We start from the raw sequence: 25,880 nt of genomic DNA, 5'->3' as shown, positions 1-25,880 counted from the left end.
ATCTAGGCTGCCTTCTTTTCCAGGCTGCTTTGCCATTCGCCCTTGGACGCCAGCCCGTTCATGCGCGCGCGATGACTGAAGGCGGTTTGGCCGGCTGCGACGTTCTCGGCCTTGCCGGACCAGGCCTTCTGCGGCGCCGCTTGCAGCGCGCGGCCATAGGAGAAGGTCAGGCCCCAGGGCAGTGGGCCGAGCTTGTGCATCGCGTTGAGGTGGGCGGTCGCCTCTTCGTCTGACTGCCCGCCGGAGAGGAAGGCGATGCCGGGCACCGCGGCGGGCACACAAGACTTCAAGAGGCGCACGGTCTTCTCCGCGACTTCCTCGACGGGCGCCTGCCTTGCGCATTTCTTGCCTGAGATCGCCATGTTCGGCTTCAGCACCATTCCCTCGAGCGCGACGCGCTGCACGCGCAATTCCTGGAAGGTCTTGTTGAGCACGCGCTGGGTGACCTCATAGCAGCGATCGATGTCGTGGTCGCCGTCCATCAGCACTTCCGGCTCGACGATCGGCACGATCTGCGCGGCCTGGCACAATGCGGCGTAGCGCGCCAGCGCGTGGGCGTTGACGCTGATCGCGGTCATCGAGGGGATGCCCCGGCCGTCAGCGCCGCTGCCGATATCGATCACCGCTCGCCATTTGGCGAAACGCGCCCCGCGCTCGTAATATTTCTTCAGCCGCTCGGCGAGCTTGTCGAGCCCGACCGTGACCAGCTCGCCCGGACACATCGGCAGGGCCTGCGTGCCCTCGTCGACCTTGATGCCGGGAATGGCGCCGCTCTGTTCGATCAGCTTCACCAGCGGCGTGCCGTCTTTTGCGTCCTGCCAGATCGTCTCGTCATAGAGGATCACGCCGGAGATGTACTGGCTCATGGCCTCCGTGGAGCGGAACAGCATCTCGCGATAGTCGCGGCGGTTCGTTTCCGTCGATTCCACGCCGATCGCGTCGAAGCGCTTTTTAATGGTGCCGGAGGATTCGTCGGCGGCAAGGATGCCCTTGCCCGGCGCGACCATTGCGGTCGCGATCCTGTTGAGCTCAGTCAGATTCATCGAGAGGTCCTCCCAAAGCGATTCTGCCCTTGCCCGTGAAAATAGACCGTTCTCGGGCAATTGCCGAGTTAACGTTCGTCGCAGGGTAAGGGGGGAGGGATCGTAACATTGAAAAACGCTGTCATTCCGGGATGCGCCGTAAGGCGCAGGCCCGGAATCCATAACCCCAGGCTGTGGTTATGGATTCTCGGATGCGCAATTGCGCATCCCAGCTCGCCGCTTTGCGGCGCCCCGGAATGACGGAGAGGGTGCCGGCCTACGCGAACGGCGACGGCTACGCGACCTTCGGATCGAGCTCGCCCTTGGCGTAGCGCTTGGCCATCTCGGCGGTGGTCAGCACCTTCTTGATCTTGGAGGCCTGGCCGGCCGTGTTGAACTCCTGGAGGCGCTGCTTGCACAGCTTGGTCATCGCTTCCATCGCCGGCTTCAAATATTTGCGCGGATCGAACTCTTCCGGATTGTCCTTGAGCACCTTGCGGATCTGGCCGGTCATGGCCATGCGGTTGTCGGTGTCGATGTTGATCTTGCGCACGCCGTTCTTGATGCCGCGCTGGATCTCGGCGACAGGCACGCCCCAGGTCGGCTTCATCTTGCCGCCATAGGCGTTGATGATGTCCTGAAGGTCCTGCGGCACCGAGGAGGAACCGTGCATGACCAGATGCGTGTTCGGCAGCTTGCGGTGGATCTCCTCGATCACGTTCATGGCGAGGATGTCGCCGTCCGGCTTGCGGGTGAACTTGTAGGCGCCGTGCGAGGTGCCCATCGCGATCGCGAGCGCGTCGACCTTGGTCTCCTGCACGAACTTCACGGCTTCGTCCGGATTGGTCAGGAGCTGGTCGTGGCTGAGCTTGCCTTCGGCGCCGTGGCCGTCTTCCTTGTCACCCATGCCGGTCTCGAGCGAGCCGAGCACCCCGAGCTCACCCTCAACTGAGATGCCGCCGAGATGGGCCATGTCGGTCACGGTCTTGGTGACGCCGACATTGTAGCCCCAGTCGCCGGGGGTCTTGCCGTCCGCCTTGAGCGAGCCGTCCATCATCACCGAGGTGAAGCCGGCCTGGATCGCGGTCATGCAGGTCGCCGGCTCGTTGCCGTGGTCGAGATGCACGCAGACCGGAATGTGCGGATAGATCTCGGTGACCGCGTCCATCATGTGCTTGAGCATGACGTCGTTGGCGTAGGAGCGGGCGCCGCGCGAGGCCTGGATGATGACGGGCGCGTCGACCTGGTTGGCCGCGTCCATGATCGCCAGCGCCTGCTCCATGTTGTTGATGTTGAAGGCCGGTACGCCGTAATCGTTCTCCGCCGCGTGGTCGAGCAATTGACGTAACGTGATCCGAGCCATCTGTCTTGTTCTCCCGTTTGGGCCTTGCAAGGCCGCTCAATGTTTGCCGATTGAAGCTTACTTGACGCGCAGCACCTCGACCCCGGGCAGGGGCTTGCCTTCCATCCATTCAAGGAACGCGCCACCGGCGGTCGAGACATAGGTGAAACTGCCGGCGACGCCGGCCTGGTTGAGCGCCGCGACGGTGTCGCCGCCGCCGGCGATCGAGATCAGCTTCTTCGCCTTGGTACGCTCGGCAGCGTGCCTGGCGGCCGCGACCGTGCCGCGGTCGAACGGCTGCATCTCGAACGCGCCGAGCGGCCCGTTCCAGACCAGCGTGGCGGCATCGTCGATCGCGGCGTGAACGCGCGCGATCGATTGCGGGCCGACGTCGAGGATCATGCCGTCGGCGGGGATCGCGTCGAGCCCGTAGGCGTGCGAGGGCGCATTCGCGGCGAAATGATAGGCGACGGTGGCATCGACGGGCAGGATGATCGCGCAATTGGCGGCTTCCGCCTTCTCCATGATGCGCAGCGCGGTGGCGCTAAGATCCTTCTCGGCCAGCGACTTGCCGACGCCGACGCCCTGGGCGTGCAGGAAGGTGTTGGCCATGCCGCCGCCGATCACGAGCGCGTCGACCTTGGTGACGAGGTTTTCGAGCAGGTCGATCTTGGTCGAGACCTTGGCGCCGCCGATGATCGCGATGACCGGCTTGGTCGGCGAGCCCAGCGCCTTCTCCAGCGCGTCGAGCTCGGCCTGCATGGTGCGGCCGGCATAGGCCGGCAGCTTGTGGCCGAGGCCTTCGGTCGAGGCGTGGGCGCGGTGCGCGGCCGAGAACGCGTCATTGACCCAGATGTCGCCGAGCTTGGCGAGCTCTGCGACGAAGGCCGGATCGTTCTTTTCCTCTTCCTTGTGGAAGCGGGTGTTTTCCAGGCACAGGATGTCGCCGTCCTTCAAGTCGGCGACGGCCTTGGCCGCGGGCTCACCGATGCAATCCTCGGCGAATCCGACGGGCTTCTTCACCACCTTCGACAGCGCTTCCGCGACCGGCTTGAGCGAGTCCTTGGCATCGCGTCCCTTCGGCCGGCCGAAATGCGCGAGCAGGATGACCTTGCCGCCTTTGCCGGCGAGCTCGGTGATGGTCGGCGCGACGCGCTCGAGCCGGGTGGCGTCGGTGACGCGTCCGTTCTCCATGGGAACGTTGAGATCGACGCGCAGCAGCACGCGCTTGCCCTTCACGTCGACGTCGTCGAGGGTGCGGAATTTGTTGGTCATGCTCGGCTCTCTTGTCCCGGGCGCTGCGCAGCGCGAAGCGGTGCGCTGCAGAACCGGGACCCACATCACAGCGAGTCCCGCGGCTAGATGGGTCCCGGCTCTGCGGAGCAGCGCTTAAGCGCTGCACCGCGTCCGGGACACGCGACCTCGGCTCAGATCTTCTTCGCGATCGCGACGGCGGTGTCCGCCATGCGGTTCGAGAAGCCCCACTCGTTGTCGTACCAGGACATCACGCGCACCAGCGTGCCGTTCTGCACCTTGGTCTGGTCCTCGTGGAAGGTCGAGGAGTGCGGGTCGTGATTGAAGTCGATCGAGACGTTCGGCGCGCTGGTGTAGCCGAGGATGCCCTTGAGCTGCTGCTCAGAGGCGCGCTTCATCGCCGCGTTGATCTCCTTGGCATCGGTTGCGCGCTTGGCGACGATCTTGAGGTCGACGACCGAGACGTTCGGGGTCGGCACGCGGATCGCGACGCCGTCGAGCTTGCCCTTCAGCTCGGGCAGCACCAGGCCGATGGCCTTGGCAGCGCCGGTCGAGGTCGGGATCATCGACATCGCAGCGGCGCGGCCGCGGTAGAGATCCTTGTGCAGCGTGTCCAAAGTCGGTTGGTCGCCGGTATAAGCGTGGATCGTGGTCATGAAGCCCGTTTCGATGCCGACGAGATCGTTCAGCACCTTGGCGACCGGCGCGAGACAGTTGGTGGTGCAGCTGCCGTTGGAGACGACCAAATGATCCTTGGTCAGCGTGTCGTGGTTGACGCCGTAGACGATGGTGGCGTCGGCGCCGTCGGCGGGCGCGGAGACCAGCACGCGCTTGGCGCCGGCGGTCAGATGCGCGGAGGCCTTGTCCTTCGAGGTGAAGATGCCGGTGCACTCCAGCGCGACATCGACGCCGAGATCTTTCCAGGGCAGCTTCGCGGGATCGCGCTCGGCGGTCACCTTGATCTTGTTGGCGCCGAGGCTGATGGAGTCGCCGTCGACGGTGACGGTGCCGGGGAAGCGGCCATGGACGCTGTCGAAACGAAGCAGATGGGCGTTGGTCTCGACCGGGCCGAGGTCGTTGATGCCGACGACCTCGATGTCCTTGCGGCCTGACTCGGCGATCGCCCGCAGGACGTTGCGGCCGATGCGGCCAAAACCGTTAATTGCGACGCGGACTGCCATGTTTCGTCTCCTTCAATGACCGTTGTCATCCCGCACAACGCGCGGTGGGCGCGCCTGCGAGGGTTTTTTAGGGGCGGGCGCCCGGTTCGGCCGGGCGGTGCTTGATCATATGGGAGATTAGGTAGTCCTTTTTTGCGGCAAGCTCAACTCTCAGGAAACGCGCTTCAGCACAGCGTTAACCGCGGCCTCGGCGGTGATGCCGAAATGCTTGTAGAGCTCCTTGGCAGGACCGCTTTCGCCGAAGGAATGCATGCCGACGAATTCGCCATCCTGACCGATCACGGCATCCCAGCCCCAGCGCACGGCGGCCTCAATCGCAATCTTCACCGGCGCGTTGCCGATGATCGCGGCACGTTTTGCCTCTGGTTGCGCTAGCAACAGCTCCAGAGAGGGAACGGAGACAACGCGCGACGGGACGCCGCGTTCCGCGAGTTGCTTCTGGGCGGCGACCGCGATCTCGACTTCGGAGCCGGAAGCGAACAGCGTCGCCTTGGCTTCGCCTTGGGCAGCGACCAGTTCATAGGCACCAACCGCGCAGGGATTGTCGTTCGGTGCATTGGTGCGCAGCTGCGGCAGGTTCTGGCGCGTCAGCGCCAGCACGGTCGGACCATCGATGCGGTTGAGCGCGAGCTCCCAGCACTCGGCGACCTCGATGGCATCGCACGGACGGAAGACGCGCATGTTGGGAATGGCGCGGAGCGCAGCGAGATGCTCGACCGGCTGATGGGTCGGACCGTCTTCGCCGAGGCCGATGGAATCGTGCGTCATCACATAGACGACGCCGGCGCCCATCAGCGCGGCGAGGCGCATCGCCGGACGGGCATAGTCGGTGAACACCAGGAAGGTCGCGCCGTTCGGTGCGAAGCCGCCATGCAGGAAGATGCCGTTCATCGCCGCAGCCATGCCGTGCTCGCGGATGCCGTAATGGATGAAGCGGCCCTTCGGCGTCTTGGCCGAGAACGCGGTCGCCGACTTCGCCTTGTTGTTGTTGGAGCCGGTGAGATCGGCGGAGCCTGCGAGGAATTCCATCGGCATCGCGCCGGCAATCACTTCGATGACGGCTTCCGAGGATTTGCGGGTCGCCGCAGTCATCGGCTTTTCCAGCAGCTCTTTCTTGTACGCGCGCACCGCCTTTGCCAGCGAAGCCGGCCGCTCGTGACGCAGGCGGCGCTCGAACTCGGCGCGCTTGCGGCTGCCGAGCTCGCCAAGGCGCGTTTCCCATTCCTGGCGTGCGGCTGCGCCACGGCTGCCGGCCGCGCGCCAGGCCTTCAGCACGTCATCCGGCACCGAAAACGGCTCGAGCGAAATGCCGAGATTTTCCTTGGCGGCTTTGAGCTCGTCGGCTCCTAACGCCTCGCCGTGCACCTTCGAGGTGCCGGCCTTGTGCGGCGCGCCGAAGCCGATGGTGGTGCGGCAGGCGATCAGGGTCGGCTTGTTCGACTTTTTCGCGCGCGTGATGGCGTCGGCGATCGCGGCCTGGTCATGGCCGTCGATCTTCTCGGCGGCCCAGCCCGCCGACTTGAAGCGCTTCACCTGGTCGACGGAATCGGAGATCGAGGTCGGGCCGTCGATCGAGATGCCGTTGTCGTCATAGAGCACGATCAGCTTGTTGAGCTTCCAGTGCCCGGCCATCGCGATCGCTTCCTGCGACACGCCCTCCATCAGGTCGCCGTCGGAGGCCAGCACATAGGTGTGATGGTCGACGATCTTCTTGCCGAACTCGGCGGCGAGCATCTTCTCGGCGAGCGCCATGCCGACCGCGGTCGAGATGCCCTGGCCGAGCGGCCCGGTGGTGGTCTCGATGCCCTTGGTGCGGAAATTCTCGGGATGGCCGGGGGTGAGCGAGTCGACTTGGCGGAACTGCTTGATCTGGTCCAGCGTCATCTCGGAATTGCCGGTCAAATACAGCAGCGAATAGAGCAGCATCGAGCCGTGGCCGGCCGAGAGCACGAAGCGGTCGCGATCCGGCCAGGCCGGAGCGCCGGCATCGAATTTCAGGAATTGCGTGAACAGTACCGTGGCGATATCGGCAGCACCCATCGGCAGGCCGGGATGACCCGATTTGGCCTTCTCGACGGCATCCATCGCAAGGCCGCGGATCGCGTTGGCCATACGGGTGTGATCGACCTGCGTCATGTCTGAAATCCGTCTGAAATGAGGCGCTTGGAGGCGATGTACGCCCGCGCGGGAGGAGCCTGGCGGCCACTGAAGGTCGGGGCTGGGATAGCACCTCGGTTCCGGGAGTCCAAGGCAATCAAACGCCGGTTTGACCGTAAAAGTTGCCTCTGTGGAGAGCGGTTTTCCGCAGCGATCGCAGCCGGGCGGAATAGCGGATCAGCACGGCTTCATCCGATTGATCGGTGCATAGTTTCGCGGCGGCGTTGCGCTTCCCTAGCTTGCCACGTAAATTTCTGCTTCTAACCGCTTGCCGAACCGAGTCTTTTGCCGGACGGCAAGCTCCAGGGTAAAGGCCGCCAGACAGGCCACAGGTTCGCCGCTGACTGCATGAACGATCGCGTGTCCAACAGTTCCGCTATGACGGAGTCGTCCGCCGTCGAGATCGAGATTGCGACCCGCAGGCTCACGGCGGCGCTCGACGCGCTGGAAAGCGCGGTGGAGCGGCGGCGCGATGCCGATCGCGACGAGAACGAGCTTGCGGCACGCATCCAGGCGCTCGGCGCCGATCGCTCGCGGCTCGCCGACGAGCTCGATGGCGCACTGGTGAAGGCACGCAAGCTCGAGCGCACCAATCGCGAAATCTCCGACCGGCTGGATTCCGCCATCGTCACGATACGCTCGGTGCTCGATACCGGAGAGGACGGATGAGCCACATCAACGTCACCATCAATGGCCGGCAATACCGCATGGCCTGCGAGGAGGGCCAGGAGGTGCGGCTGCTCAAGCTCGCTGAAACCCTGGAGACGCGCATCCAGTCGCTGCGCGGAAAATTCGGCGAGATCGGGGATGCGCGCCTCACCGTGATGGCTGCGCTGACCGTGTGCGACGAACTGGTCGACACCAGCAACCGCGTCCGCACTCTGGAGCAGGAGCTGACCGAGCTCCGGGATTTCCGCAACGCCGCCGTCGAGCGCGCCCGGATGACGCAGACCGCCGTGGTCAATGCCCTGAACGCCGCCGCCGAACGCATCGAGAAGTCGACCCAGGTCCTGAACCGCACCGTCGGCAACGGGATTGCGATCGGGTAGGGCGCTGCCGCGCGGCCTGCGCAAGCGCCTCGTCCTTCGAGACGACCGCTCCGCGGTCTCCTCAGGATGAGGCTAACCGACAGCTTTGCCAACTGCTGCTAAGCACTCGATCCTCATCCTGAGGAGCCCGCAAAGCGGCGTCTCGAAGGATGGCCGCATGCTCACTTCGCGCCACTGGCGATTCGTCAGTATCGTTGTTACATTGACCCGGCGAGGCTGCGACGTGCGTCAGGAGCCATATATCCCCGGGGCCTTATCGATCCTTTAGGGAACTGTCCCTGGCCGGGCCCGTGGGCCCGGACATATGGTGCCCACCTACTTTCGTAGGGAACTCCGGGATCGAGTGCTTCAACGGCGTACGCGGCTTCGCACTGTTTCTTTCTTCTGGTTCGTGCCTGTCGAACTGCGGCAAATTGAGTAGGTGTCATTTCCCGCCTTGTGCGCAATTGCGCACTGGAGCGGGGAATCCAGTACGCCGCGGCCTTTGTGTGAATCACCACCGCCTCTGGAATACTGGATCACCCGCACCAGTGCGCAAGGGCGCACAAGGCGGATGACGACGTGGGGGACCAACGCACATGCCCAACTCCAAAGCCGAACTCCGTGCCAAGGCCCTCGCCAAGCGCGACGCGCTGAGCGAGAAGAAGCGCACCGCCGCGGCTGCAAAGCTCGCCAAGCGCGGGCTGCCGTTCACGCTGCTGCCCGGCAGCATCGTCTCGGGCTATTCGCCGATCCGCAGCGAGATCGATCCAATGCCGCTGTTGAAGAAGCTCGCCGAGGAGGGCGCGAAGCTGGCGCTGCCTTGCGTCACCGCGCGCGGCCAGGCGCTGATCTTCCGCCTGTTTCATCCGAACGATCGGTTGATGCTCGGCCCGCTCGGCATTCCCGAGCCGTCGCCCGCAGCCGCCGAAGTCATCCCCGACATCATGCTGACGCCGCTCGCCGCCTTCGACCGGCTCGGCCATCGCATCGGCTATGGCGCCGGACATTACGATTTCACCTTCGCGCATTTGCGCAAAGCAAAGCACATCGTCGGCATCGGCCTTGCGTTTGCAGCGCAGGAGATCGAGGCGGTTCCGGCACTATCCCACGACGTGGCGCTGGATTATGTGCTAACGGAATCGGACGTGTTCGATTTCCGGAGTTCTGAAGTTGCGCATTCTCTTCGTGGGTGACGTCGTCGGCCGTAGCGGGCGCGAGGCAATCACTGAATATCTGCCCGGCTTGGTCAAGGACTGGTCGCTCGATCTGGTCGTCGTCAACGGCGAGAATTCAGCGGGCGGCTTCGGCATCACGGAAGCGATCTACCAGGAGTTTCTCGAGGCCGGCGCCGACGCGGTGACGCTCGGCAATCATTCCTGGGACCAGCGCGAGGCCCTGGTGTTCATCGAGCGCGCCGACCGCCTGGTGCGCCCCGCGAACTATCCGCGCGGCACACCCGGCCGCGGCGCCGCTCTGGTCGAGACCAAGAACGGCAAGCATGCGCTCGTCGTCAACGCGCTCGGCCGCGTCTTCATGACCCCGTTCGATGATCCCTTCGCCGCGCTCGAGCGCGAACTTGGCGCCTGTCCGCTCGGCGTCGCCGCGGACGCCATCGTCGTCGACTTCCATTGCGAGGCTTCAAGCGAGAAGCAAGGCATCGGCTTCTTTTGCGATGGCCGCGCCAGCCTCGTCGTCGGCACGCATACGCATGTGCCGACCGCCGATCACCAGATCCTCACAGGCGGCACCGCCTACATGACCGACGCCGGCATGACCGGCGATTACGATTCCATCATCGGCATGCAGAAGGAAGAGCCGCTGCGGAGATTCACCTCGGGGATTCCGTCGGCGCGGTTCGAGCCGGCCGCGGGTACCGCGACGTTGAGCGGTGTGGCCGTGGAGACGGACGATGCGACAGGGCTTGCGTTGAAGATCGCGCCGGTGCGCATGGGCGGGAGGCTGGAGCCGGCGACGCCGAAGTTCTGGTTGAGCTAAATTAGTCGTCTTCGCCTATGCAGGGGCCGGAAGGCGAGCCTCTGTTATTTCGGAATAATAGCATTCTACCCCTGTTTTGCCCGACAAATCAAACCGCCCGCGGCCTGCGCGCGTAAGTCATTGATTTCACTCACCCCGGCTACTGTGCATGGGGTTGTTTTCGCGCCTCTGTTCGGAGAGGCCTGTGCGGCGCCGTCGCGACGGTTCTCAGCTCTGCCGAAAACCCATCCGGAAGGCGCCCCAGTGCTTGCCGCGGACCATAATCGGCGAGGACAGATCCTTCATCAGCACGAACTGCCCGCCGCCCATGTCGCGGCGGTAGGTCTGCAGCAGGAACGGTTTGGTGCTGCCTGCGACCTTCTTCATCGCGCGATCGGTGAACAGGCGGCGGTTGCGGCAATTGGCGTTGTTCCAGACCGGGTCCTTGCCCTGCGGCAGGCGGTAGTTCGGATTGTGGGTCGGCAGATAGCCGCCCTTGGCCCAGGCGACGCAGAACACGATGCGGGGATCGGATTTCTGAATCGGGTCCTGGATCGCAGGCAGCACGCGGTCGGTGAAGTCGACGTAATTGGTGAGGTATTGTTTGGGATCGGTGCCGGGAATTTCGCGATACCTCTCGTCCATCAGCTGGTCGAGCGTGACCTCGCCGCGATCGATCGCGGCTTCGAACTCGGCCGAGATCCGCTTGGCGGTCTCGACGACGACGCGGATCAGCGGTGCGTCCGACGTCTCCACGCCGCTGTCGGCAATCAGCGCGATCAGGCCTTCGGACGTGTCGAGCAGCTTCGTCACGCGCTGATCGGCGCTCTTGAGATCGCGCGAGGACAGATCGACGCCCTTGGCGAGCTCGTTGAGCTCGCTGATGACGGTGTCGCAATGCCCGAGATTGGAGGTCGCCGCCCGCGCGACGCTGTCGATCTCCGCCTCCACGGAGGCAAAGCCCTGCTGGACCCGCGAGATGATGCCCGAGATCTGCTGGGCGCCTTCGCCGGCGGTCTTGGCGCGCTGCGAGGCGTCGCTGCTTTCGCCGATCAGGCTCTCGATCTGGCCATCGAGATCGCGCACGGTGTCGGAGATCTGATGCGTGGCCTGGCGGGTGGCTTCCGCGAGGTTCTTCACTTCGCTTGCGACCACGGCGAAGCCGCGGCCGGCATTGCCGGCGCGCGCCGCTTCGATCGTCGCGTTCAGCGCCAGCAGATTGGTCTGCTTGGCGATCGCCTCGATTGAACCAGACACTTTCGCGACCTGCGCCAGCGCCGAGCCGACGGCGCTCAGGCGCGCTTCGATGCGCTCAACGGCTGCGACGAGCTCGGAGATGTGGCTGACCGCGGTATCGACGGCGCTGCGCGACTGCGCGATCTCGCCGACCGCGGCGGACGTCGTCGTCTGCACCGCCTGCGATGCATTGGCGATGTCATGGTTGGCCGTGACCATGGTCTCGGCCGTCTTCTGGAGATGATGGAACCGCTCCGACTGGTTCGAGACGCGGTTTGCCACTTCCTGGACGTTGCCGGCGATATCGGCGAGTTCCACGCCGAGCCCGCCGATGCGATCGGCGAGCTGGTCGATCAGCCGCTCGGCCAGCGTCCGGTTCGAGCCGGTGTCCATGACTGCAAGTTGTGCGACGGACATGTTTCGATGAATCCTCCAGTCAGAGCCGTTCGCCGGCTCACGGCGGCATTTCCATTCCGATTCGAGTTTAGAGGATGATTCGTCGCCGCCGTCTTGCCTGAGCGTGCACTACAGTTTGTAGGCCGTGCGGAATCCGCCCCAGTGCCGGCCCTGCACGCGGATCGGGATGTCGATCTCCCGCATCATCACGGTGTTTCCGTTGCCCATGTCGCGCGCATAGCTCTGGACCAGGTACGAGCGCAGGTTGCGCCCAGCCGCCAACCCCGCCGGATCGTTGAATATGCGCCGGTTGCGGCTGTTGGCCGTGTTCCAGGCGACATCGCCCGGCCGCTGCGGATGCGAATAGATCTTGTTGTGCACCGGCAGGAAGCCGTTGCGGTCGACCATGGCGCAGAACGCCATGCGCGGGTCCTTCGCCAAGAAGGCCTCCTGGAAGGGCGGCAGCGCGCGGTCGGCCCAGTCCAGATATCTCGTGCGATATTGCTGCGGATTGGTCCCGGCAATTTCCGCGTAATCGGTATCGAAGAGATCGTCGAGCTTGACCTCGCCGCGCGCGACGGCCTGCTCGAAGATCTTGGTCAGCGCGTTGCCCGCTTCCATGGCGCGGGTGACGAACTCGGTATTCTCCTCATGGATCGACCAGAGCCTGTCTTCGATCTTCTCGCGGAGTGCCGCGTCGGGGCTGACGAATTGCGCGCGCGCGCCGGCCTTGGTTTGCTCGACCACGCGCAGCCGGCAGGCGCCGACATGTTCGAGCGTGCCTTCGATCACGGCTTGGGATGCAAGCCGGCCGGCATCGGCGCCGCCGATCAGCACGCCGTCCATCGCGATTTCATAGACCGGCAGCACGCCGCGTGCGGTCTCGAGCTTGAGATGGCAGGGCAGGCGCTCGGTCTTGCGGCGGTCGTCGTGCTCGCTTTGGCGGAGCAGCACGGCGCAGCGTGATTTCAGCTTCTGGGCGAAGGTGGTGACGGCCTTGCCGGCGCTGGCGACGTTCTCGCCGTGGCTCTCGGCTGCCTTGGTCGCGGCATCGATCTCGGCAGCGCTCTCGCCGACCGAGACGATGAACTCGGAGGCGCTGGCGGCGTTGCCGGACACTTCGCTGGTGGTGGCGTTCTGCTCGGCAACCGCGCCGTTGACGGTCTCGAACACCGGGCGGATCGCCTCGATCGCCTGCGAGATGCGGTGCACGGCGTCCGCGGAGCCGGCGGCGTCGCGCTGCAGCGCGTCGATCTTCCTGGTGATCTCTTCGGTCGCGCCTTGCGTCTGCACTGCGAGGGCCTTGACCTCGGTGGCGACGACGGCAAAGCCCTTGCCGGCAGCGCCCGCGCGTGCGGCCTCGATGGTCGAGTTCAGCGCGAGCAGCGTCGTCTGCCGCGCGATCTGCGCGATCAGATTGACGACATTGCCGATCGCGGCGGAGGATTCGCGCAGGCGGTCGACATTGGCACGGGCTTCCTGTGCGGCGGCGCTGGCCTCGTCGGCGAGCTTGCCGGCCTCGCGGACCTGCGCGCCGATCCCCAGCGCCGACTGGGTGAATTTGTCGGCGGCATGGGCGAAGGTGGATGCGGTCGATTGCGCGGCATTGGTGCGGCCGGTCAGGGCGTCGGTGCGGTCGCGAATGGCGGCCAGCGTGGTGGCAGTCGCATCGGCGCCCCCGGCCACGGAATTGGCGGCGCGCTCGAGCTGGCGAATCATCGCGCCCAGTTCGAGTTCCAGCAATTCCAGGATTTCCCTGGCGGAATCGGCTTCGGCCGCCGGGGCGGGCTCGGAATTGGCCACCGGCTGCGCGGCCTGCGGTGCTGCCGCAGGCGCAGCCATGTCAGGCAGACGCTTCCGAAATAGTCCGAACGCCATCACGTCTCTCTTGTCGGGGAACGGGCGGACGCTATTTTCGCAGGCCGGAATGAAATCAGGGTTAACGATGCCCCACCTCTAGGCACGGGCCAATACGGCGGCTACCTCTACGGTGCTACCTTAGGGCACCAGAGTCCCTTTGATTCCGGTGGGTTGGCGGCCTATAAGGCCGCGCTTCCCCACCCCATCGGCGAACCAGACCGAAGACCATTCAAGAGACCACGCATGGCCGGACATTCCCAATTCAAGAACATCATGCACCGCAAGGGGCGGCAGGATGCGCAGAAGTCGAAGCTGTTCGGCAAGCTGGCGCGGGAAATCACCGTCGCGGCCAAGCTCGGCACCCCCGACCCCGCCATGAACCCGCGCCTGCGCGCCGCCGTGATCGCCGCGCGCCAGGAGAACATGCCGAAGGACAATATCGAGCGCGCCATCAAGAAGGCGCTCGGCAGCGACGGCGAGAACTATGACGAGATCCGCTATGAAGGCTACGGCCCTGGCGGCGTCGCCGTCATCGTCGAGGCGCTGACCGACAACCGCAACCGCGCCGCCTCCGACATCCGCTCCTTCTTCACCAAGTCCGGCGGCAATCTGGGTGAAACCGGCTCGGTGTCGTTCATGTTCGACCGCACCGGCATCATCGAATACGACCGCAGCGTCGCCTCCGACGACGCGGTGCTGGATGCCGCGATCGAGGCCGGTGCCGACGACGTCGTCTCCGGCGAGGGCGGCCACGAGATCTATGCCTCGACCGAAGGCTATCGCGACGTCGCCAAGGCGCTGGAAGCCAAGTTTGGCGAGCCCCGGAAGGCCGCGCTGATCTGGAAGCCGCAGAACACCGTCGCGGTCGACGACGAGACCGGCGAGAAGCTCTTGAAGCTGATGGACCTGCTCAACGACCACGACGACGTGCAGCAGGTCTACGCCAATTTCGAGATATCGGACGCGCTGGTCGCGAAGATGGGCGGCTGATGCCGCTCGTGTCCCGGACGCGCTGCAGCGTGAAACGCTGCTGCGCAGAGCCGGGACCCATGGTGCTTCACGCGCCGCGGGAGTATGGGCCCTGGTTCTGCGACCCATCACTTCGTGCTGCGTCGCGCCCGGGGCACGAGACCGCCTTTCCCCTGTTACTTCCGTTCTGTTTCTGTTTCCCTCGGTCCAGCCAGCCGCTATCACTGGCCCATGACTGCGCTCCCGATTCGTGGCCCCGTCCGCATCATCGGCATCGACCCCGGCCTGCGCCGCACCGGCTGGGGCGTGATCGAGGCCGAGGGCAATCGCTTGATCTACGTCGCCTGCGGCTCGGTGGAGCCGCCGGACGATCTGCCGCTGGCGAGCCGGCTGCTCGCGATCCATGAGGGGCTTGCCGCCGTTCTGTCGCATCACCAGCCGATGGAAGCCGCAGTCGAGCAGACCTTCGTCAACAAGGACGGCGTCGCGACGCTGAAGCTCGGCCAGGCCCGCGGCGTCGCCATGCTGGCGCCCGCAATGTTCGGCATCTCCGTCGCCGAATACGCGCCGAACCAGGTCAAGAAGACCGTGGTCGGCGCCGGTCACGCCGACAAGCAACAGATCGCGACGATGCTGAAAATCTTGCTGCCCAAGGCCGAGCCGCCGTCGGCGGACGCCGCCGACGCGCTCGCCATCGCCATCACCCACGCCCATCACCGCCAGAGCACCGCGCTGCGCCTGAAGGTGGTGGGGATATGATCGGCAAGCTCAAGGGCCTTATCGATTCATACGGCGAGGATTTCGTCATCCTCGACGTCGGCGGCGTCGGCTATCAGGTGCATTGCTCCTCGCGCACATTGCAGCACCTGCCCTCGCCGGGCGAGGCGGCCGTGCTGTCGATCGAGACTTACGTCCGCGAGGATCAAATAAAACTGTTCGGCTTCCGCACCGATCAGGAGCGCGAATGGTTTCGCCTGCTCCAGACCGTGCAGGGCGTCGGTGCCAAGGTCGCGCTCGCCGTGCTCGGCACGCTGCAGCCTTCCGATCTCGCCAACGCCATCGCGCTGCGTGATAAGGCCGCGGTGGCGCGCACGCCCGGCGTCGGCCCCAAGGTCGCCGAGCGCATCGTCACCGAATTGAAGGACAAGGCGCCGGCCTTTGCCAATGTCGATCCGGCCGTCGTGCATCTCGCCGGGGCCGTCGACGACCAACGCGCGCCGCGCCCCGTGGCGGATGCGATCTCCGCGCTGGTCAATCTCGGCTACGGCCAGCCGCAGGCGGCCGCGGCGATCGCATCGGCCTCGCGCAGTGCGGGTGAAGGCGCCGAGACGGCGCAGTTGATCCGCCTCGGCCTGAAGGAGCTCGCGAAGTGAGCGATCCAAAGGTCAACCGCATGGTTTCGCCCGAGCGCCGCAGCGACGATGTCGGCGACACCGCGCTGCGTCCGCAGTCGTTGTCCGATTTCGTCGGCCAGGCGCAGGCGCGCAAGAACCTGTCGATCTTCATCGAAGCGGCGCGCAAGCGCGGCGAGGCGCTGGATCACGTGCTGTTCGTAGGTCCCCCCGGCCTCGGCAAGACCACGCTGGCGCAGATCGTGGCCAAGGAGCTCGGCGTCGGCTTCCGCGCCACGTCGGGGCCGGTGATTGCCAAGGCCGGCGATCTTGCCGCGCTCCTCACCAATCTCGAAGAGCGCGACGTGCTCTTCATCGACGAGATCCATCGCCTCAGCCCGGCGGTGGAAGAGGTGCTCTATCCCGCGATGGAGGATTTTCAGCTCGACCTCATCATCGGCGAGGGCCCCGCGGCGCGCTCGGTGAAGATCGAACTGTCGAAGTTCACGCTCGTCGGCGCCACCACGCGCGCGGGCCTGCTCACCAATCCGCTGCGCGACCGCTTCGGCATTCCGGTGCGGCTGAATTTCTACACGATCGAGGAATTGGAGAGCATCGTCAGCCGCGGCGCGCGCGTGCTCAATGTCGGCATGAGCGCCGATGGCGCCAACGAGATCGCGCGCCGCGCCCGCGGCACGCCGCGCATCGCCGGCCGTCTGCTCCGCCGCGTGCGCGACTTCGCCTCGGCGGCCGATGCCGACAAGATCGACCGCAAGATTGCCGATCATGCGCTGAGCGCGCTCGAGGTCGATGCCGCGGGGCTCGACGCCATGGACCGCCGCTATCTCACCACCATCGCGCTCAACTATGGCGGCGGCCCGGTCGGCGTCGAGACCATGGCTGCGGCCTTGTCGGAACCGCGCGATGCGATCGAGGACATCATCGAGCCCTATCTGATCCAGTGCGGCTATCTCCAGCGCACCCCGCGCGGCCGGCTGCTGACGTCGCACGCCTTCCGCCATCTCGGGCTGGCCGAGCCGAATCGCGATCCAGCCCAGTTCGGGTTGTTCGGCACGGATTCGTCCGAGGATGACTGACTGCCGCAACCGGTGAACCCACCGCTTCAATCCCATCACTAATCCGAACATGCGGCGCACTCGCTTCGCCGCTCACGCATACGGATTGGAGCTGGAAGAAATGGGGCTGACGGACGACACCGGGCTGCTCGAGGTCATCGTTGCCGCGCCGCAGTTGCGCACGCCTGACGAGACCGAGGCGTTCCTGGATCCAATGCCGATCGGTGAGCTGGCATCGATGTGGTGCGCGCTCCAGCGCGTCAGCCGGCGTGACCAGGTCGGCAGCGTCTGGGCCCTGAAACTCTATTTCGATCGTCTGCCGCAGCGCCGCCCGCAACAGGCGCTCGATCTCGTGCTGGAGGTGCTCGGGACCGAGGCCGACAAGCCGACCGTGATGCAGCTCAACGACAAGTTCCTGCTCTCGCTGCTCTATGCGCATGGCGAGGCGGTGATCGACCGCATCGAGCACGAAGCCATGCGCAACGATCGGTTGCGTTGGCTGCTCGGCGGCGTGCATGGCGCCCCGGACGATCCCTTGATGGCGCGCATTGTAGAGCATGCCGACGGCAAGGCCTGGCAGGCCGACCATCTGGCCCAGCGCACGCCGCGCGAGCCGCTCGATTGCGCCAGCCTGTCGGCCGCTGCGCTCGCCCGTGCCTGGGTCGAGCAATATTCCAAGTCCGATCGCGACCAGGACGACAATCTGTTTGCGATCATGGATTTCGAGCGCGATCTGCGCGAAGAGGATCCCGACGGATTGATCGACCTCGTCCTGGAAGTCCTGAAGATCGAGGCCAATCCCGTGCTGCTGTCGCTGCTGGCCGCGGGACCCCTCGAAGACGTGATCAACGCTGCAACGATCGACCGCATCGAGCGCGAGGCGCGTGTCAACGAACGCTTTCGCGAGCTGCTCGGCGGTGTCTGGTATTATCGCGCGCCCGACGAATTGAAGGCGCGTCTGGATGCGCTGATCGGCGAGAGCCGCTGGTAATGTTTGTGCAGGCTTCTGCACGAGGATGCTGACGGCCTGCACGGGCGCACCCCAATTCCGCTCCAATCGGATCGCATCGAGAGGCTGCATCAGAAACGGGCTTCCATGATCACGCGCCGTCATCTCATCCGCTCCATCGGCGGCCTGTCCGCCCTCGGCATCTCGACCGCCGCCTATGGCGTCGCCGTCGAGCCGGTGCTGCGGCTTCGCATCACCCGCTATCATCCGACGCCGCGGCAATGGCCGGCCGATTTTCCGCTGAAGATCGCCGTCATCGCCGACGTTCATGCCTGCGATCCCTGGATGCCGCTGGAGCGGATCGAGGCCATCGTCGACCGCACCAACGCGCTGAAGCCTGATATCATCGTGCTGCTCGGCGACTATGTCGCCGGCCTGCACCACGTCACGCGCATCATCCCCTCCAGCGAATGGGCTAAAGTGCTCGGCGGCCTCAAGGCGCCGCTCGGTGTCCATGCCGTCATGGGCAACCATGATTATTGGGACGACAGGACCGTGCAGCGGACCGGGCACGGCCCGACCATCGCGCATCGCGCGCTGGAAGCGGCCGGCATTCCCGTCTACGAGAACGACGTCGTACGCCTTACCAAGGACGGCCGTCCATTCTGGCTCGCCGGCCTCGGCGATCAGCTCGCCTTCCTGCCGGCGCGCCGGCTTCGCACCGTGTCGCGTTTCGGCGCCGACGATCTCGGCGCGACGCTCGCCAAGGTCACGGACGATGCGCCGATCATCCTGCTCGCCCACGAGCCCAACATCGCGCCGCGCGTACCCGTGCGCGTCGCGCTGCAACTGTCCGGCCACACCCATGGCGGCCAGATTCGCTTGCTCGGCTGGTCGCCGGCGGTGCCGCCGCAGCAAGGCATCCAGCTCGCCTATGGTCATATCAGGCTGAAATGCGACGTCATCGTCTCCGGCGGCCTCGGTTGCAGCATCATGCCGCTCCGTTTCGGCGTGCCGCCGGAGATCGTCGAGGTCACGCTGGGGCGAACCTCACCGGTTGTGTCCTAACACGCTTGCGCGACCGCCTGTTTTTGCGCAAAACGGGCCGGTGACCGACAAGCGAAGAGGCTCGCGACGTGACTGCCCATCTCGACGGCGAGATCCGCGACGGCCGCCACCACATGCAGGTCCGCGTCTATTACGAAGACACCGATTTCTCGGGGATCGTCTATCACGCCAACTACCTGCGCTACATGGAGCGCGGACGGACCAACCATCTGAGGCTGATGGGCGCCGAACAGCAGGCGCTGTTCGACCAGGTCGAGACGGAGGGCGCGGGCTTTGCCTTCGTCGTGCGCTCGATGCATCTGGATTTCCTCAAGCCGGCGCGAATGGACGATGTGCTCGACGTCGTGACCTGGCCGGTCGCAGTGAAGGGCGCCTCCATCATGCTGGCGCAGGAGGTGCGGCGTGGTGAGGACGTGCTGGTGAAGGCCGAGGTGCGGGTCGCCTTCATCAGTGGCGGCCGCGCACAACCGATCCCGAAATCGATCCGCACCTTGATGAAGGCCGATTTGATTTCGTGATCGCCCGATAAGTGATCGCCTGATTGGTAACGGCCTATCGACTCCGCCAGATGCAGCGATAGATTGCGGCCTCAACCCATCGATGAGGCCTTCCATGTCGCGCCCGCCGCTTCCGCCCTTCACGAGAGAAACTGCCGCGCAAAAAGCGCGTATGGCCGAGGATGCCTGGAATTCGCGCGATCCGGTGAAGGTGTCGCTCGCCTATACCGAGGACAGCCGCTGGCGCAATCGCTCGGAGGTGTTTCAGGGCCGCGAGGCCATCGTGGCCTTCCTCACCCGCAAATGGGAGAAGGAGCAGGACTATCGTCTGATCAAGGACCTCTGGGCTTTCGACGGCAACCGCATCGCGGTGCGCTTCCAATACGAATGGCACGATGCCGGCGGCCAGTGGTATCGCTCCTACGGCAACGAGCAGTGGGAGTTCGACGAGCACGGCTTGATGAAGCGGCGCGAGGCCTCGATCAACGACATCGCGATCGCTGAGAAGGATCGCCGGTTTCACTGGGCCGCGCCGGGGCCGCGGCCGGCGGATGTGCCGGGGCTGGGGACTGATCCGTTCTGAGGCTTGCGAGATGGTGCGGCATGCACACTGCACCCTCTCCCCTTGCGGGAGAGGGTGGCTCGCCGCGCAGCGGCGAGACGGGTGAGGGGTATCTCTCGGCGAGTAGCTCTCACAATTGAGTTCGCGGATAGATACCCCTCATCCGGCGCTTCGCGCCACCTTCTCCCACAGGGGGAGAAGGGAAGAGTCTGCTTGGCGACAGTTGGGAACTAAGGCGTCGCGCGCCGCGCCAAGAACCTCGTAATCGCGCCACCGAGCTTTGCGCTGTCCATCGGCTCCGCCAGCGACTGCCTCGCTGTTGCGACCACGTCATCCGGCGCCTTGCCGTCGCGCAGATCGCAGCACACTTGCGCGAATTCGACGTCGAATTCCGGATGCGGCTGCACGGTCAGCGTGGTGCCGTTGGCGTAGAGCAGGCCGGCGTGCGGCGTGAAGTCGGAGGAGAGGATCGTCAGCGCGTCGTTCGGCGGCTCGATCACCTGGTCCTGGTGCGAGGCAGCGATCGCGACCGTTTCGCCGTCGATCACGCCGTTCTCGGGCAGCACCTGATAGACGTGCCGGCCGATGCCCCAGCCCTTGTCGGACTTGCGCACCGTGCCGCCGAGCGCCTGCGCGATCAGTTGGTGGCCGAAGCAGACGCCCACCATTGGCGACTTGTTGGCGTAAGCGCTGCGCACGAAATCTTCCAGCGGTGCGATCCAGTCGAGCCCATCATAGACGCCGGCTGCAGCACCTGTGATCAGCACGGCTTCGAGCTTGCGCGGCTCGGGCAGCGCATCGCCGTTCGGGATGCTGATGACATCCACACCAACTGCCGGATCCGCGGCGCGGACCATGCGCGCGAACATGTCCGGAAACGAGCCGTGGCGCTCGCGATGTTTTTCAGGAACGAGCCCGGTCTCGATGATGGTGATGCGTGCCATGTCGTGCCCTGCGGAGACGGGAGAGGATACCGCAGGCTTTCCAAGAGGTCCAAGTCAGCCCGGTGCAAAATCCCGTGCCGACTCGTCCTCGAACTCAATGAGCGCCTTGCGCATGGTCTCGACCAGATCCAGCGCCACCGGCGAGGGACTGCGCTGCGCCGGGAAGACGGCGGAGAACTCGAAATCGATGCGCGGCAGGAAGCGGCGGACGACGACGCCGCGCGTGGCAAATTCCTGCGCGGTGAAGGGATCGCAGATCGACACCCCGAGTCCCGATGACACCATCCCGCACATGATCTCCGACAGTGTGGTCTCGACGCGGAGCACGCGGCGGACATCGCTGCGGTGGAAGACCTGGTCGACGAGATGCCGGCTCGACGATCCCGCCGACAGCGAGATGAACGTCTCGCCCTCGAAATCGCGCGGCTCCAGCACTTCCTTTTCCGCCAGATGATGCCCGGTCGGCAGCACCGCGACGCGGGCGAGCGCCGGAAGCCGCAGGCTGGGCAGGCCGGAATGCGCGATCGGTACCTCGGCAAAGCCGATGTCGCATTGATTGTTCAGCACCCAGTCGACCACGATCGGGGAGATCACGCCGAAGAAGGCGAGGTTGAGGTTGGGGCGTTCCTTCAGGAAGTGTCCGGCGAGCCGCGGCAGATAGCCGTTCGCCAAGGCCGGCAGCGCGGCGATGCGCAGCGAGCCGGTGCGGCGGCCGCGGATTTCCTCGGCGGCCGCGGTGATGCGTTCGAGACCGACGAAGGAGCGCTCGACCTCGGTGTAGAGCGCCATCGCCGCTGCGGTCGGCACGAGACCGGTGCCGCGGCGCTCGAACAGCTCCATTTTCAAGAGCGCCTGGAAGTCGCGCAGCAGCCGGCTGACCGCCGGCTGCGTCACCACCATCAGCTTCGCCGCCTCGGTGACGCTGCCCGTCAGCATCGTCGCGCGGAAGGCCTCGACCTGCCGCGAATTGATCCGCGCCATTCCAAATTCCATCCATAACATTTCGGCATGCAAAGGGTGCCATTATTCATTGGACGATGGAAGTGCCGGTCTGCGATCTTTTTCATCAGAGCTGGAGCCAGCCCGCTTTTTCGGCAGATTGGAGGGGTTCAAACCCCCAGGTCGCGCCAAACCCGTCGAGCAGGGGCCGGAGCCCTGATCGGGGAGGGGTTTGCGCGGAAGGAAATGCGGAAGGTGCCTCAGTCGGAGACTTGTCGGCACGTCACCTCATCCCGGTATGGAGATCGGTCCACATGAAAACTCTACGTCTTCTGACCGCTGTCAGCCTCGCAGCGCTCATCGCCGTCCCGTCGGCCGCATCGGCCCAGCAAAAGACGCTCTACGTCGCCGGCTATGGCGGCTCGTTCGAGAAGACGATCCGCGACGAGGTGATCCCGGCCTTCGAGAAGGAAAACGGCGTCAAGGTCGAATACGTCGCCGGCAACTCCACCGACACCCTGGCCAAGCTCCAGGCGCAGAAGGGCAATCAGCAGATCGACGTCGCCATCGTCGACGACGGCCCGATGTACCAGGCGATCCAGCTCGGCTTCTGCGGCAAGCTCGACGGCCTGCCCGCCGATCTCTACGACACCGCGCGCTTCAAGGACGATCGCGCAGTCGCGATCGGCATCGTCGCGACCGGCCTGATGTACAACACCAAGGTGTTCAAGGAGAAAGGCTGGGCGCCGCCGACCTCGTGGAATGATCTGAAGGACACGAAATACGCCAAGCAGCTCGTGATCCCGCCGATCAACAACACCTACGGCCTCGAAGCGCTGGTGATGCTATCGAAGATGAACGGCGGCGGCGAGACCAACGTCGATTCCGGCTTCAAGATATTCAAGGAGCAGATCAACCCGAACGTGCTCGCCTACGAGCCGTCGCCGGGCAAGATGACCGAGCTGTTCCAGTCCGGTCAGGCCGTGATCGCGGTGTGGGGCACCGGCCGCGTGCAGAGCTTCGCCAACACCGGCTTCCCCGTCGACTTCGTCTATCCGAAGGAAGGCGCGGCAACGCTTCTGACGACGGCGTGTCCGATCAACAAGCCCAACGCTTCGCCGCTGGCTGTGAGCTTCGTCAAGACGCTGCTCGATCCCAAGATCCAGCTCGTGATGCTCAAGGACTATGGCTATGGCCCGGTGCTGAAATCGCTAGTGGTCCCGCCGGAGCTCGGCAAGATGGCGCCGATCGGCGAGCGCGCGGCCAAGCTCTATAATCCGGACTGGACAGTCATCAACGAGAAGCGCGAGGAGTGGACCAAGCGCTGGAACCGCGAGGTCGAGCGCTGATCTGATCGTCGCTAGCGGAGACAGCGCATGGCCTATCTCGAGCTCGATCGGGTCGCAAAACAGTTCGGCCCGCAGACTGTGGTCGACGACTTCAGTCTGTCGGTGGGGAAGGGGGAGTTCATCTCCTTCCTCGGCCCGTCCGGCTGCGGCAAGACCACGACGTTGCAGATGATCGCGGGCTTCCTTGATCCGACGCGCGGCGCGATCCGCCTGGAGGGCAAGGACCTGACCGCGATCCAGCCGGCCAAGCGCGGCCTCGGCATCGTGTTCCAGAGCTATGCGTTGTTTCCGCACATGACCGCGGCGGAGAACGTCGCCTTCGGTCTCGAAATGCGCAACGTGGCGCGGGCCGAGCGGGCCGAGCGTGTCCGTGCCGCGCTCGCGATGGTGGGCCTTGCCGGTTACGAGGACAGGCATCCCCGAAGGATGTCCGGCGGCCAGCAGCAGCGCGTGGCGCTGGCGCGTGCGCTGGTGATCAAGCCGAGCGTGCTCCTGCTCGACGAGCCGCTGTCCAATCTCGACGCAAAGCTGCGCGAGGAGATGCAGATCGAGCTGCGCCAGATCCAGCGCACCATTGGCACCACCACGATCCTCGTCACCCACGACCAGAACGAGGCGATGTCGCTGTCCGACCGCATCGTGGTGATGAGCCAGGGCAAGATCGAACAGATCGGCACGCCGCAGGAGACTTACGAGAAGCCGGCCTCGGCCTTCGTCTCGCAGTTCCTCGGCAAGACCAACGATTTTGCCGCGGTGGTCGACCGGACCGCGACGCCGGCGCAATTGACCGCGGGCTCCTGGAGTGCGCCGGCGCCGGCCGGTCTCAATGGTCCCGTCACCGTCAGCATCCGCCCCGAGCGCATCGGCTTTGGCGAAGCGGGCCTCAACGCAAAAATCCTCACGCGCATCTTCCAGGGCAATCACTGGCTGTTCCAGTGCGAGAGCGAATGCGGCCCGGCCATCGTGATTCGCCAGAACGACGGCAAGGCCCAGCCAACCGAAGGCGAGGCGGTTCGCCTTGCCTGGCGGCCCGAGGACATGAGCGTGCGCGCGAGGGCCGGCGCATGAGCGCGGTCGCCGAGGAACGCAGCACGCGTGCGCCATGGGCGCTGACGGCGCCGGCCCTGATGCTGTTCGTCGGCGTTCTGCTGATCCCGCTCGCCATGACCGTGATGCTGTCGTTCCACGATTGGGGCCAGTACAAGGGCATCGAGCCGGTCTTCATCCTCAAGAACTGGCACGAGATCGCGACCGATCCCTATTACGCCGAGATGTTCTGGCGGACCTTTCGTGTCGCCATCCTGACCACGCTGCTCACGGCGCTGTTGGGGGCGCCCGAAGCCTACATCCTCAACCGGATGAGCGGCCGCTGGAAGAGCTTCTTCCTGCTGATCATTCTCGGGCCGCTGCTGATCTCCGTGGTGGCACGCACGCTGGGCTGGGCGCTGCTGTTCGGCGGCAACAACGGGCTCGTCAACAAGCTCCTGATGTCGCTCGGGGTGATCGGCTCCCCCATTCCCTTCATGTTCACCGAAACCGGCATGGTGATCGCGCTTGCGCATGTGATGATGCCGTTCATGGTGCTGTCGGTGTGGGCGGCCCTCCAGCGTCTCGATCCCCAGATCGAGAATGCCGCGATGTCGCTCGGCGCAAGCCCCGCGACCATCATCCGCCGCATCATCATGCCGCAGATCATGCCCGGCGTGCTCTCAGGCGCCATCATCGTGTTCTCGCTTTCGGCCAGCGCCTTTGCGACGCCGGCCATCATCGGCGGCCGCCGGCTCAAGGTCGCGGCAACGCTCGCCTATGACGAATTCCTCAACACGCTCAATTGGCCGCTCGGTGCGGCGGTCGCAACGCTGCTGCTGGCCGCGCTGGTGCTGATCGTCGTCGGCAGCAACGCGCTGATCGAGCGCCGATATGCGGAGGTGTTCCGATGAGACGGAACGGCCCGCTCGCGCTGATCTTCCATGCCGTCTTCGTCATGGTCATGGTGGCGCCGATCCTGGTGGTCTGCCTCGTCGCCTTCACGCCCGAGGGATATTTGTCGCTGCCGACCAACGGCTTCTCGCTGCGCTGGTTCAGGACGATCGCGAACTATCCGGAATTCATCCACGCCTTCTGGGTCAGCCTCGGGCTCGGCGCGCTGTCGTCCCTGGTGGCGCTGCTGTTCGCGGTGCCGGCGGCACTTGCGATCGCGCGCTATCGCTTCCGTGGGCGCGACGCGCTGGCGGCGCTGTTCCTGTCGCCGCTGATGATCCCGCATGTCGTGCTCGGCATCGCCTTCCTGCGCTTCTTCACATCCGCCGGGATGGGCGGCAGCTTCGCGGCGCTGATCATCGCGCATGTCATCATCGTGTTTCCGTTCGCGTTGCGGCTGACGTTGGCAGCTGCGACCGGCATGGACCGCACCGTCGAGATGGCGGCGGTCTCGCTCGGTGCCAATGGCTGGACGCTGTTCCGCCGCGTGACCTTGCCCTTGATCCTGCCCGGCGTGATCAGCGGCTGGGCGCTCGCCTTCATCCAATCCTTCGACGATCTCACCATGACCGTCTTCCTCGCGGCACCCGGCACCGAGACGTTGCCGGTCCGCATGTTCCTCTACATCCAGGACAACATCGATCCGCTGGTGACGTCGGTCTCGGCCTGCGTGATCGCGATTACCATGGGTGCCCTCATTGTGCTCGACCGCTTCTACGGGCTCGACCGTGTGCTCGCCGGCAAGGGCGATACGGGACGATAG

At 65.2% G+C, this 25,880-nt stretch carries 25 protein-coding genes and 1 other RNA gene; 17 read left to right on the top strand and 9 right to left on the bottom strand.

The window, feature by feature from the left end:
• Positions 1–2 precede the first annotated feature (2 nt).
• The 5 genes from BCCGELA001_RS32500 to tkt all read right to left on the bottom strand — a co-directional run bounded on the left by BCCGELA001_RS32500 (position 3) and on the right by tkt (position 6,935).
• Positions 3–1,043, bottom strand: a complete 1,041-nt coding sequence (locus BCCGELA001_RS32500; protein ID WP_008546557.1) for a class I fructose-bisphosphate aldolase — start codon at positions 1,041–1,043, stop codon at positions 3–5.
• 274 nt (positions 1,044–1,317) lie between these two features.
• Complete coding sequence (gene fba, locus BCCGELA001_RS32495; protein WP_025034030.1) at positions 1,318–2,385, bottom strand: class II fructose-bisphosphate aldolase; 1,068 nt, start codon at positions 2,383–2,385, stop codon at positions 1,318–1,320.
• A 57-nt stretch (positions 2,386–2,442) separates the two neighbouring features.
• The gene (locus BCCGELA001_RS32490) at positions 2,443–3,639 is read right to left on the bottom strand and encodes a phosphoglycerate kinase (protein WP_060737141.1); all 1,197 of its coding nucleotides are present in this window, start codon (positions 3,637–3,639) and stop codon (positions 2,443–2,445) included.
• Between the two features lie 152 nt (positions 3,640–3,791).
• Complete coding sequence (gene gap / locus BCCGELA001_RS32485; protein WP_060737140.1) at positions 3,792–4,799, bottom strand: type I glyceraldehyde-3-phosphate dehydrogenase; 1,008 nt, start codon at positions 4,797–4,799, stop codon at positions 3,792–3,794.
• A 150-nt stretch (positions 4,800–4,949) separates the two neighbouring features.
• Positions 4,950–6,935 carry a transketolase gene (tkt, locus tag BCCGELA001_RS32480; RefSeq protein ID WP_060737139.1) on the bottom strand — a complete coding sequence of 662 codons (1,986 nt, stop codon included), beginning with the start codon at positions 6,933–6,935 and terminating at the stop codon, positions 4,950–4,952.
• A gap of 369 nt (positions 6,936–7,304) precedes the next feature.
• Here tkt and BCCGELA001_RS32475 point away from each other — a divergent pair, with 369 nt between their 5' ends.
• The 5 genes from BCCGELA001_RS32475 (at position 7,305) to BCCGELA001_RS32455 (ending at position 9,982) form a co-directional block, all read left to right on the top strand.
• Positions 7,305–7,625: a DUF4164 domain-containing protein gene (locus BCCGELA001_RS32475; RefSeq protein ID WP_014439722.1), complete on the top strand. Its 321-nt coding sequence runs from the start codon at positions 7,305–7,307 to the stop codon at positions 7,623–7,625.
• Positions 7,622–8,005 (top strand): cell division protein ZapA, encoded by a 384-nt coding sequence (locus tag BCCGELA001_RS32470; protein ID WP_060737138.1) that lies wholly within the window; start codon positions 7,622–7,624, stop codon positions 8,003–8,005. Before BCCGELA001_RS32475 ends, BCCGELA001_RS32470 begins: the two co-directional genes overlap by 4 nt.
• 210 nt (positions 8,006–8,215) lie before the next feature.
• A non-coding RNA gene (ssrS, locus tag BCCGELA001_RS32465) (6S RNA) lies at positions 8,216–8,376 on the top strand.
• Between the two features lie 207 nt (positions 8,377–8,583).
• Positions 8,584–9,180 carry a 5-formyltetrahydrofolate cyclo-ligase gene (locus BCCGELA001_RS32460; protein WP_060737137.1) on the top strand — a complete coding sequence of 199 codons (597 nt, stop codon included), beginning with the start codon at positions 8,584–8,586 and terminating at the stop codon, positions 9,178–9,180.
• Positions 9,158–9,982, top strand: a complete 825-nt coding sequence (locus tag BCCGELA001_RS32455; RefSeq protein ID WP_060737136.1) for a TIGR00282 family metallophosphoesterase — start codon at positions 9,158–9,160, stop codon at positions 9,980–9,982. Before BCCGELA001_RS32460 ends, BCCGELA001_RS32455 begins: the two co-directional genes overlap by 23 nt.
• Positions 9,983–10,189: 207 nt before the next feature.
• Here BCCGELA001_RS32455 and BCCGELA001_RS32450 read toward each other — a convergent pair whose 3' ends face one another.
• Positions 10,190–11,614, bottom strand: a complete 1,425-nt coding sequence (locus tag BCCGELA001_RS32450) for a methyl-accepting chemotaxis protein (RefSeq protein ID WP_060737135.1) — start codon at positions 11,612–11,614, stop codon at positions 10,190–10,192.
• A 108-nt stretch (positions 11,615–11,722) separates the two neighbouring features.
• A complete protein-coding gene (locus tag BCCGELA001_RS32445; protein ID WP_060737134.1) occupies positions 11,723–13,471 on the bottom strand; it encodes a methyl-accepting chemotaxis protein in 1,749 nt (582 codons plus the stop codon).
• 225 nt (positions 13,472–13,696) lie between these two features.
• Between BCCGELA001_RS32445 and BCCGELA001_RS32440 the strand changes: the two genes are divergently transcribed.
• From BCCGELA001_RS32440 to BCCGELA001_RS32405, 8 genes are all read left to right on the top strand, one after another.
• Positions 13,697–14,443, top strand: coding sequence for a YebC/PmpR family DNA-binding transcriptional regulator (locus tag BCCGELA001_RS32440; protein ID WP_060737133.1), 747 nt, complete (start codon positions 13,697–13,699; stop codon positions 14,441–14,443).
• 210 nt (positions 14,444–14,653) lie between these two features.
• Positions 14,654–15,181: a crossover junction endodeoxyribonuclease RuvC gene (ruvC, locus tag BCCGELA001_RS32435; protein ID WP_060737132.1), complete on the top strand. Its 528-nt coding sequence runs from the start codon at positions 14,654–14,656 to the stop codon at positions 15,179–15,181.
• Entirely contained in the window at positions 15,178–15,795 is a 618-nt protein-coding gene (ruvA, locus tag BCCGELA001_RS32430) for a Holliday junction branch migration protein RuvA (protein ID WP_025034044.1), read from the top strand. Before ruvC ends, ruvA begins: the two co-directional genes overlap by 4 nt.
• Before the next feature lie 20 nt (positions 15,796–15,815).
• Entirely contained in the window at positions 15,816–16,850 is a 1,035-nt protein-coding gene (gene ruvB / locus BCCGELA001_RS32425; protein WP_193409792.1) for a Holliday junction branch migration DNA helicase RuvB, read from the top strand.
• 100 nt (positions 16,851–16,950) lie between these two features.
• A complete protein-coding gene (locus BCCGELA001_RS32420) occupies positions 16,951–17,820 on the top strand; it encodes a DUF6869 domain-containing protein (protein ID WP_060737130.1) in 870 nt (289 codons plus the stop codon).
• A 105-nt stretch (positions 17,821–17,925) separates the two neighbouring features.
• The gene (locus BCCGELA001_RS32415) at positions 17,926–18,846 is read left to right on the top strand and encodes a metallophosphoesterase (RefSeq protein ID WP_060737129.1); all 921 of its coding nucleotides are present in this window, start codon (positions 17,926–17,928) and stop codon (positions 18,844–18,846) included.
• Between the two features lie 68 nt (positions 18,847–18,914).
• On the top strand, positions 18,915–19,364 hold the full coding sequence (gene ybgC / locus BCCGELA001_RS32410; RefSeq protein ID WP_082813630.1) for a tol-pal system-associated acyl-CoA thioesterase: 450 nt from the start codon (positions 18,915–18,917) through the stop codon (positions 19,362–19,364).
• A 94-nt stretch (positions 19,365–19,458) separates the two neighbouring features.
• Positions 19,459–19,926, top strand: coding sequence for a nuclear transport factor 2 family protein (locus BCCGELA001_RS32405; protein WP_008546460.1), 468 nt, complete (start codon positions 19,459–19,461; stop codon positions 19,924–19,926).
• A 209-nt stretch (positions 19,927–20,135) separates the two neighbouring features.
• Here the strand turns inward: BCCGELA001_RS32405 and BCCGELA001_RS32400 are convergent, their stop codons facing one another.
• Both BCCGELA001_RS32400 and BCCGELA001_RS32395 read right to left on the bottom strand, forming a co-directional pair.
• A complete protein-coding gene (locus BCCGELA001_RS32400) occupies positions 20,136–20,849 on the bottom strand; it encodes a type 1 glutamine amidotransferase (protein ID WP_008546458.1) in 714 nt (237 codons plus the stop codon).
• A 54-nt stretch (positions 20,850–20,903) separates the two neighbouring features.
• Positions 20,904–21,830, bottom strand: coding sequence for a LysR substrate-binding domain-containing protein (locus BCCGELA001_RS32395; RefSeq protein ID WP_008546457.1), 927 nt, complete (start codon positions 21,828–21,830; stop codon positions 20,904–20,906).
• A 272-nt stretch (positions 21,831–22,102) separates the two neighbouring features.
• On the opposite strand from BCCGELA001_RS32395, the gene BCCGELA001_RS32390 reads away from it, so the two are divergent.
• Genes BCCGELA001_RS32390 through BCCGELA001_RS32375 form a run of 4 tightly spaced genes read left to right on the top strand, consistent with a single transcriptional unit; the run spans position 22,103 to position 25,880 of the window.
• On the top strand, positions 22,103–23,137 hold the full coding sequence (locus BCCGELA001_RS32390) for an ABC transporter substrate-binding protein (protein WP_008546456.1): 1,035 nt from the start codon (positions 22,103–22,105) through the stop codon (positions 23,135–23,137).
• Between the two features lie 27 nt (positions 23,138–23,164).
• Positions 23,165–24,205, top strand: coding sequence for an ABC transporter ATP-binding protein (locus tag BCCGELA001_RS32385; RefSeq protein WP_060737128.1), 1,041 nt, complete (start codon positions 23,165–23,167; stop codon positions 24,203–24,205).
• Positions 24,202–25,077 carry an ABC transporter permease gene (locus BCCGELA001_RS32380; RefSeq protein ID WP_008546453.1) on the top strand — a complete coding sequence of 292 codons (876 nt, stop codon included), beginning with the start codon at positions 24,202–24,204 and terminating at the stop codon, positions 25,075–25,077. Before BCCGELA001_RS32385 ends, BCCGELA001_RS32380 begins: the two co-directional genes overlap by 4 nt.
• Positions 25,074–25,880 (top strand): ABC transporter permease, encoded by an 807-nt coding sequence (locus BCCGELA001_RS32375; protein WP_008546452.1) that lies wholly within the window; start codon positions 25,074–25,076, stop codon positions 25,878–25,880. The genes BCCGELA001_RS32380 and BCCGELA001_RS32375 overlap by 4 nt, the downstream gene beginning before the upstream one ends.

This window comes from Bradyrhizobium sp. CCGE-LA001 (assembly GCF_000296215.2).
Classification (GTDB): Bacteria; Pseudomonadota; Alphaproteobacteria; order Rhizobiales; family Xanthobacteraceae; genus Bradyrhizobium.
Note: the sequence above shows the minus strand (reverse complement) of the source record. Positions and strands in the feature narration are given on the sequence as shown.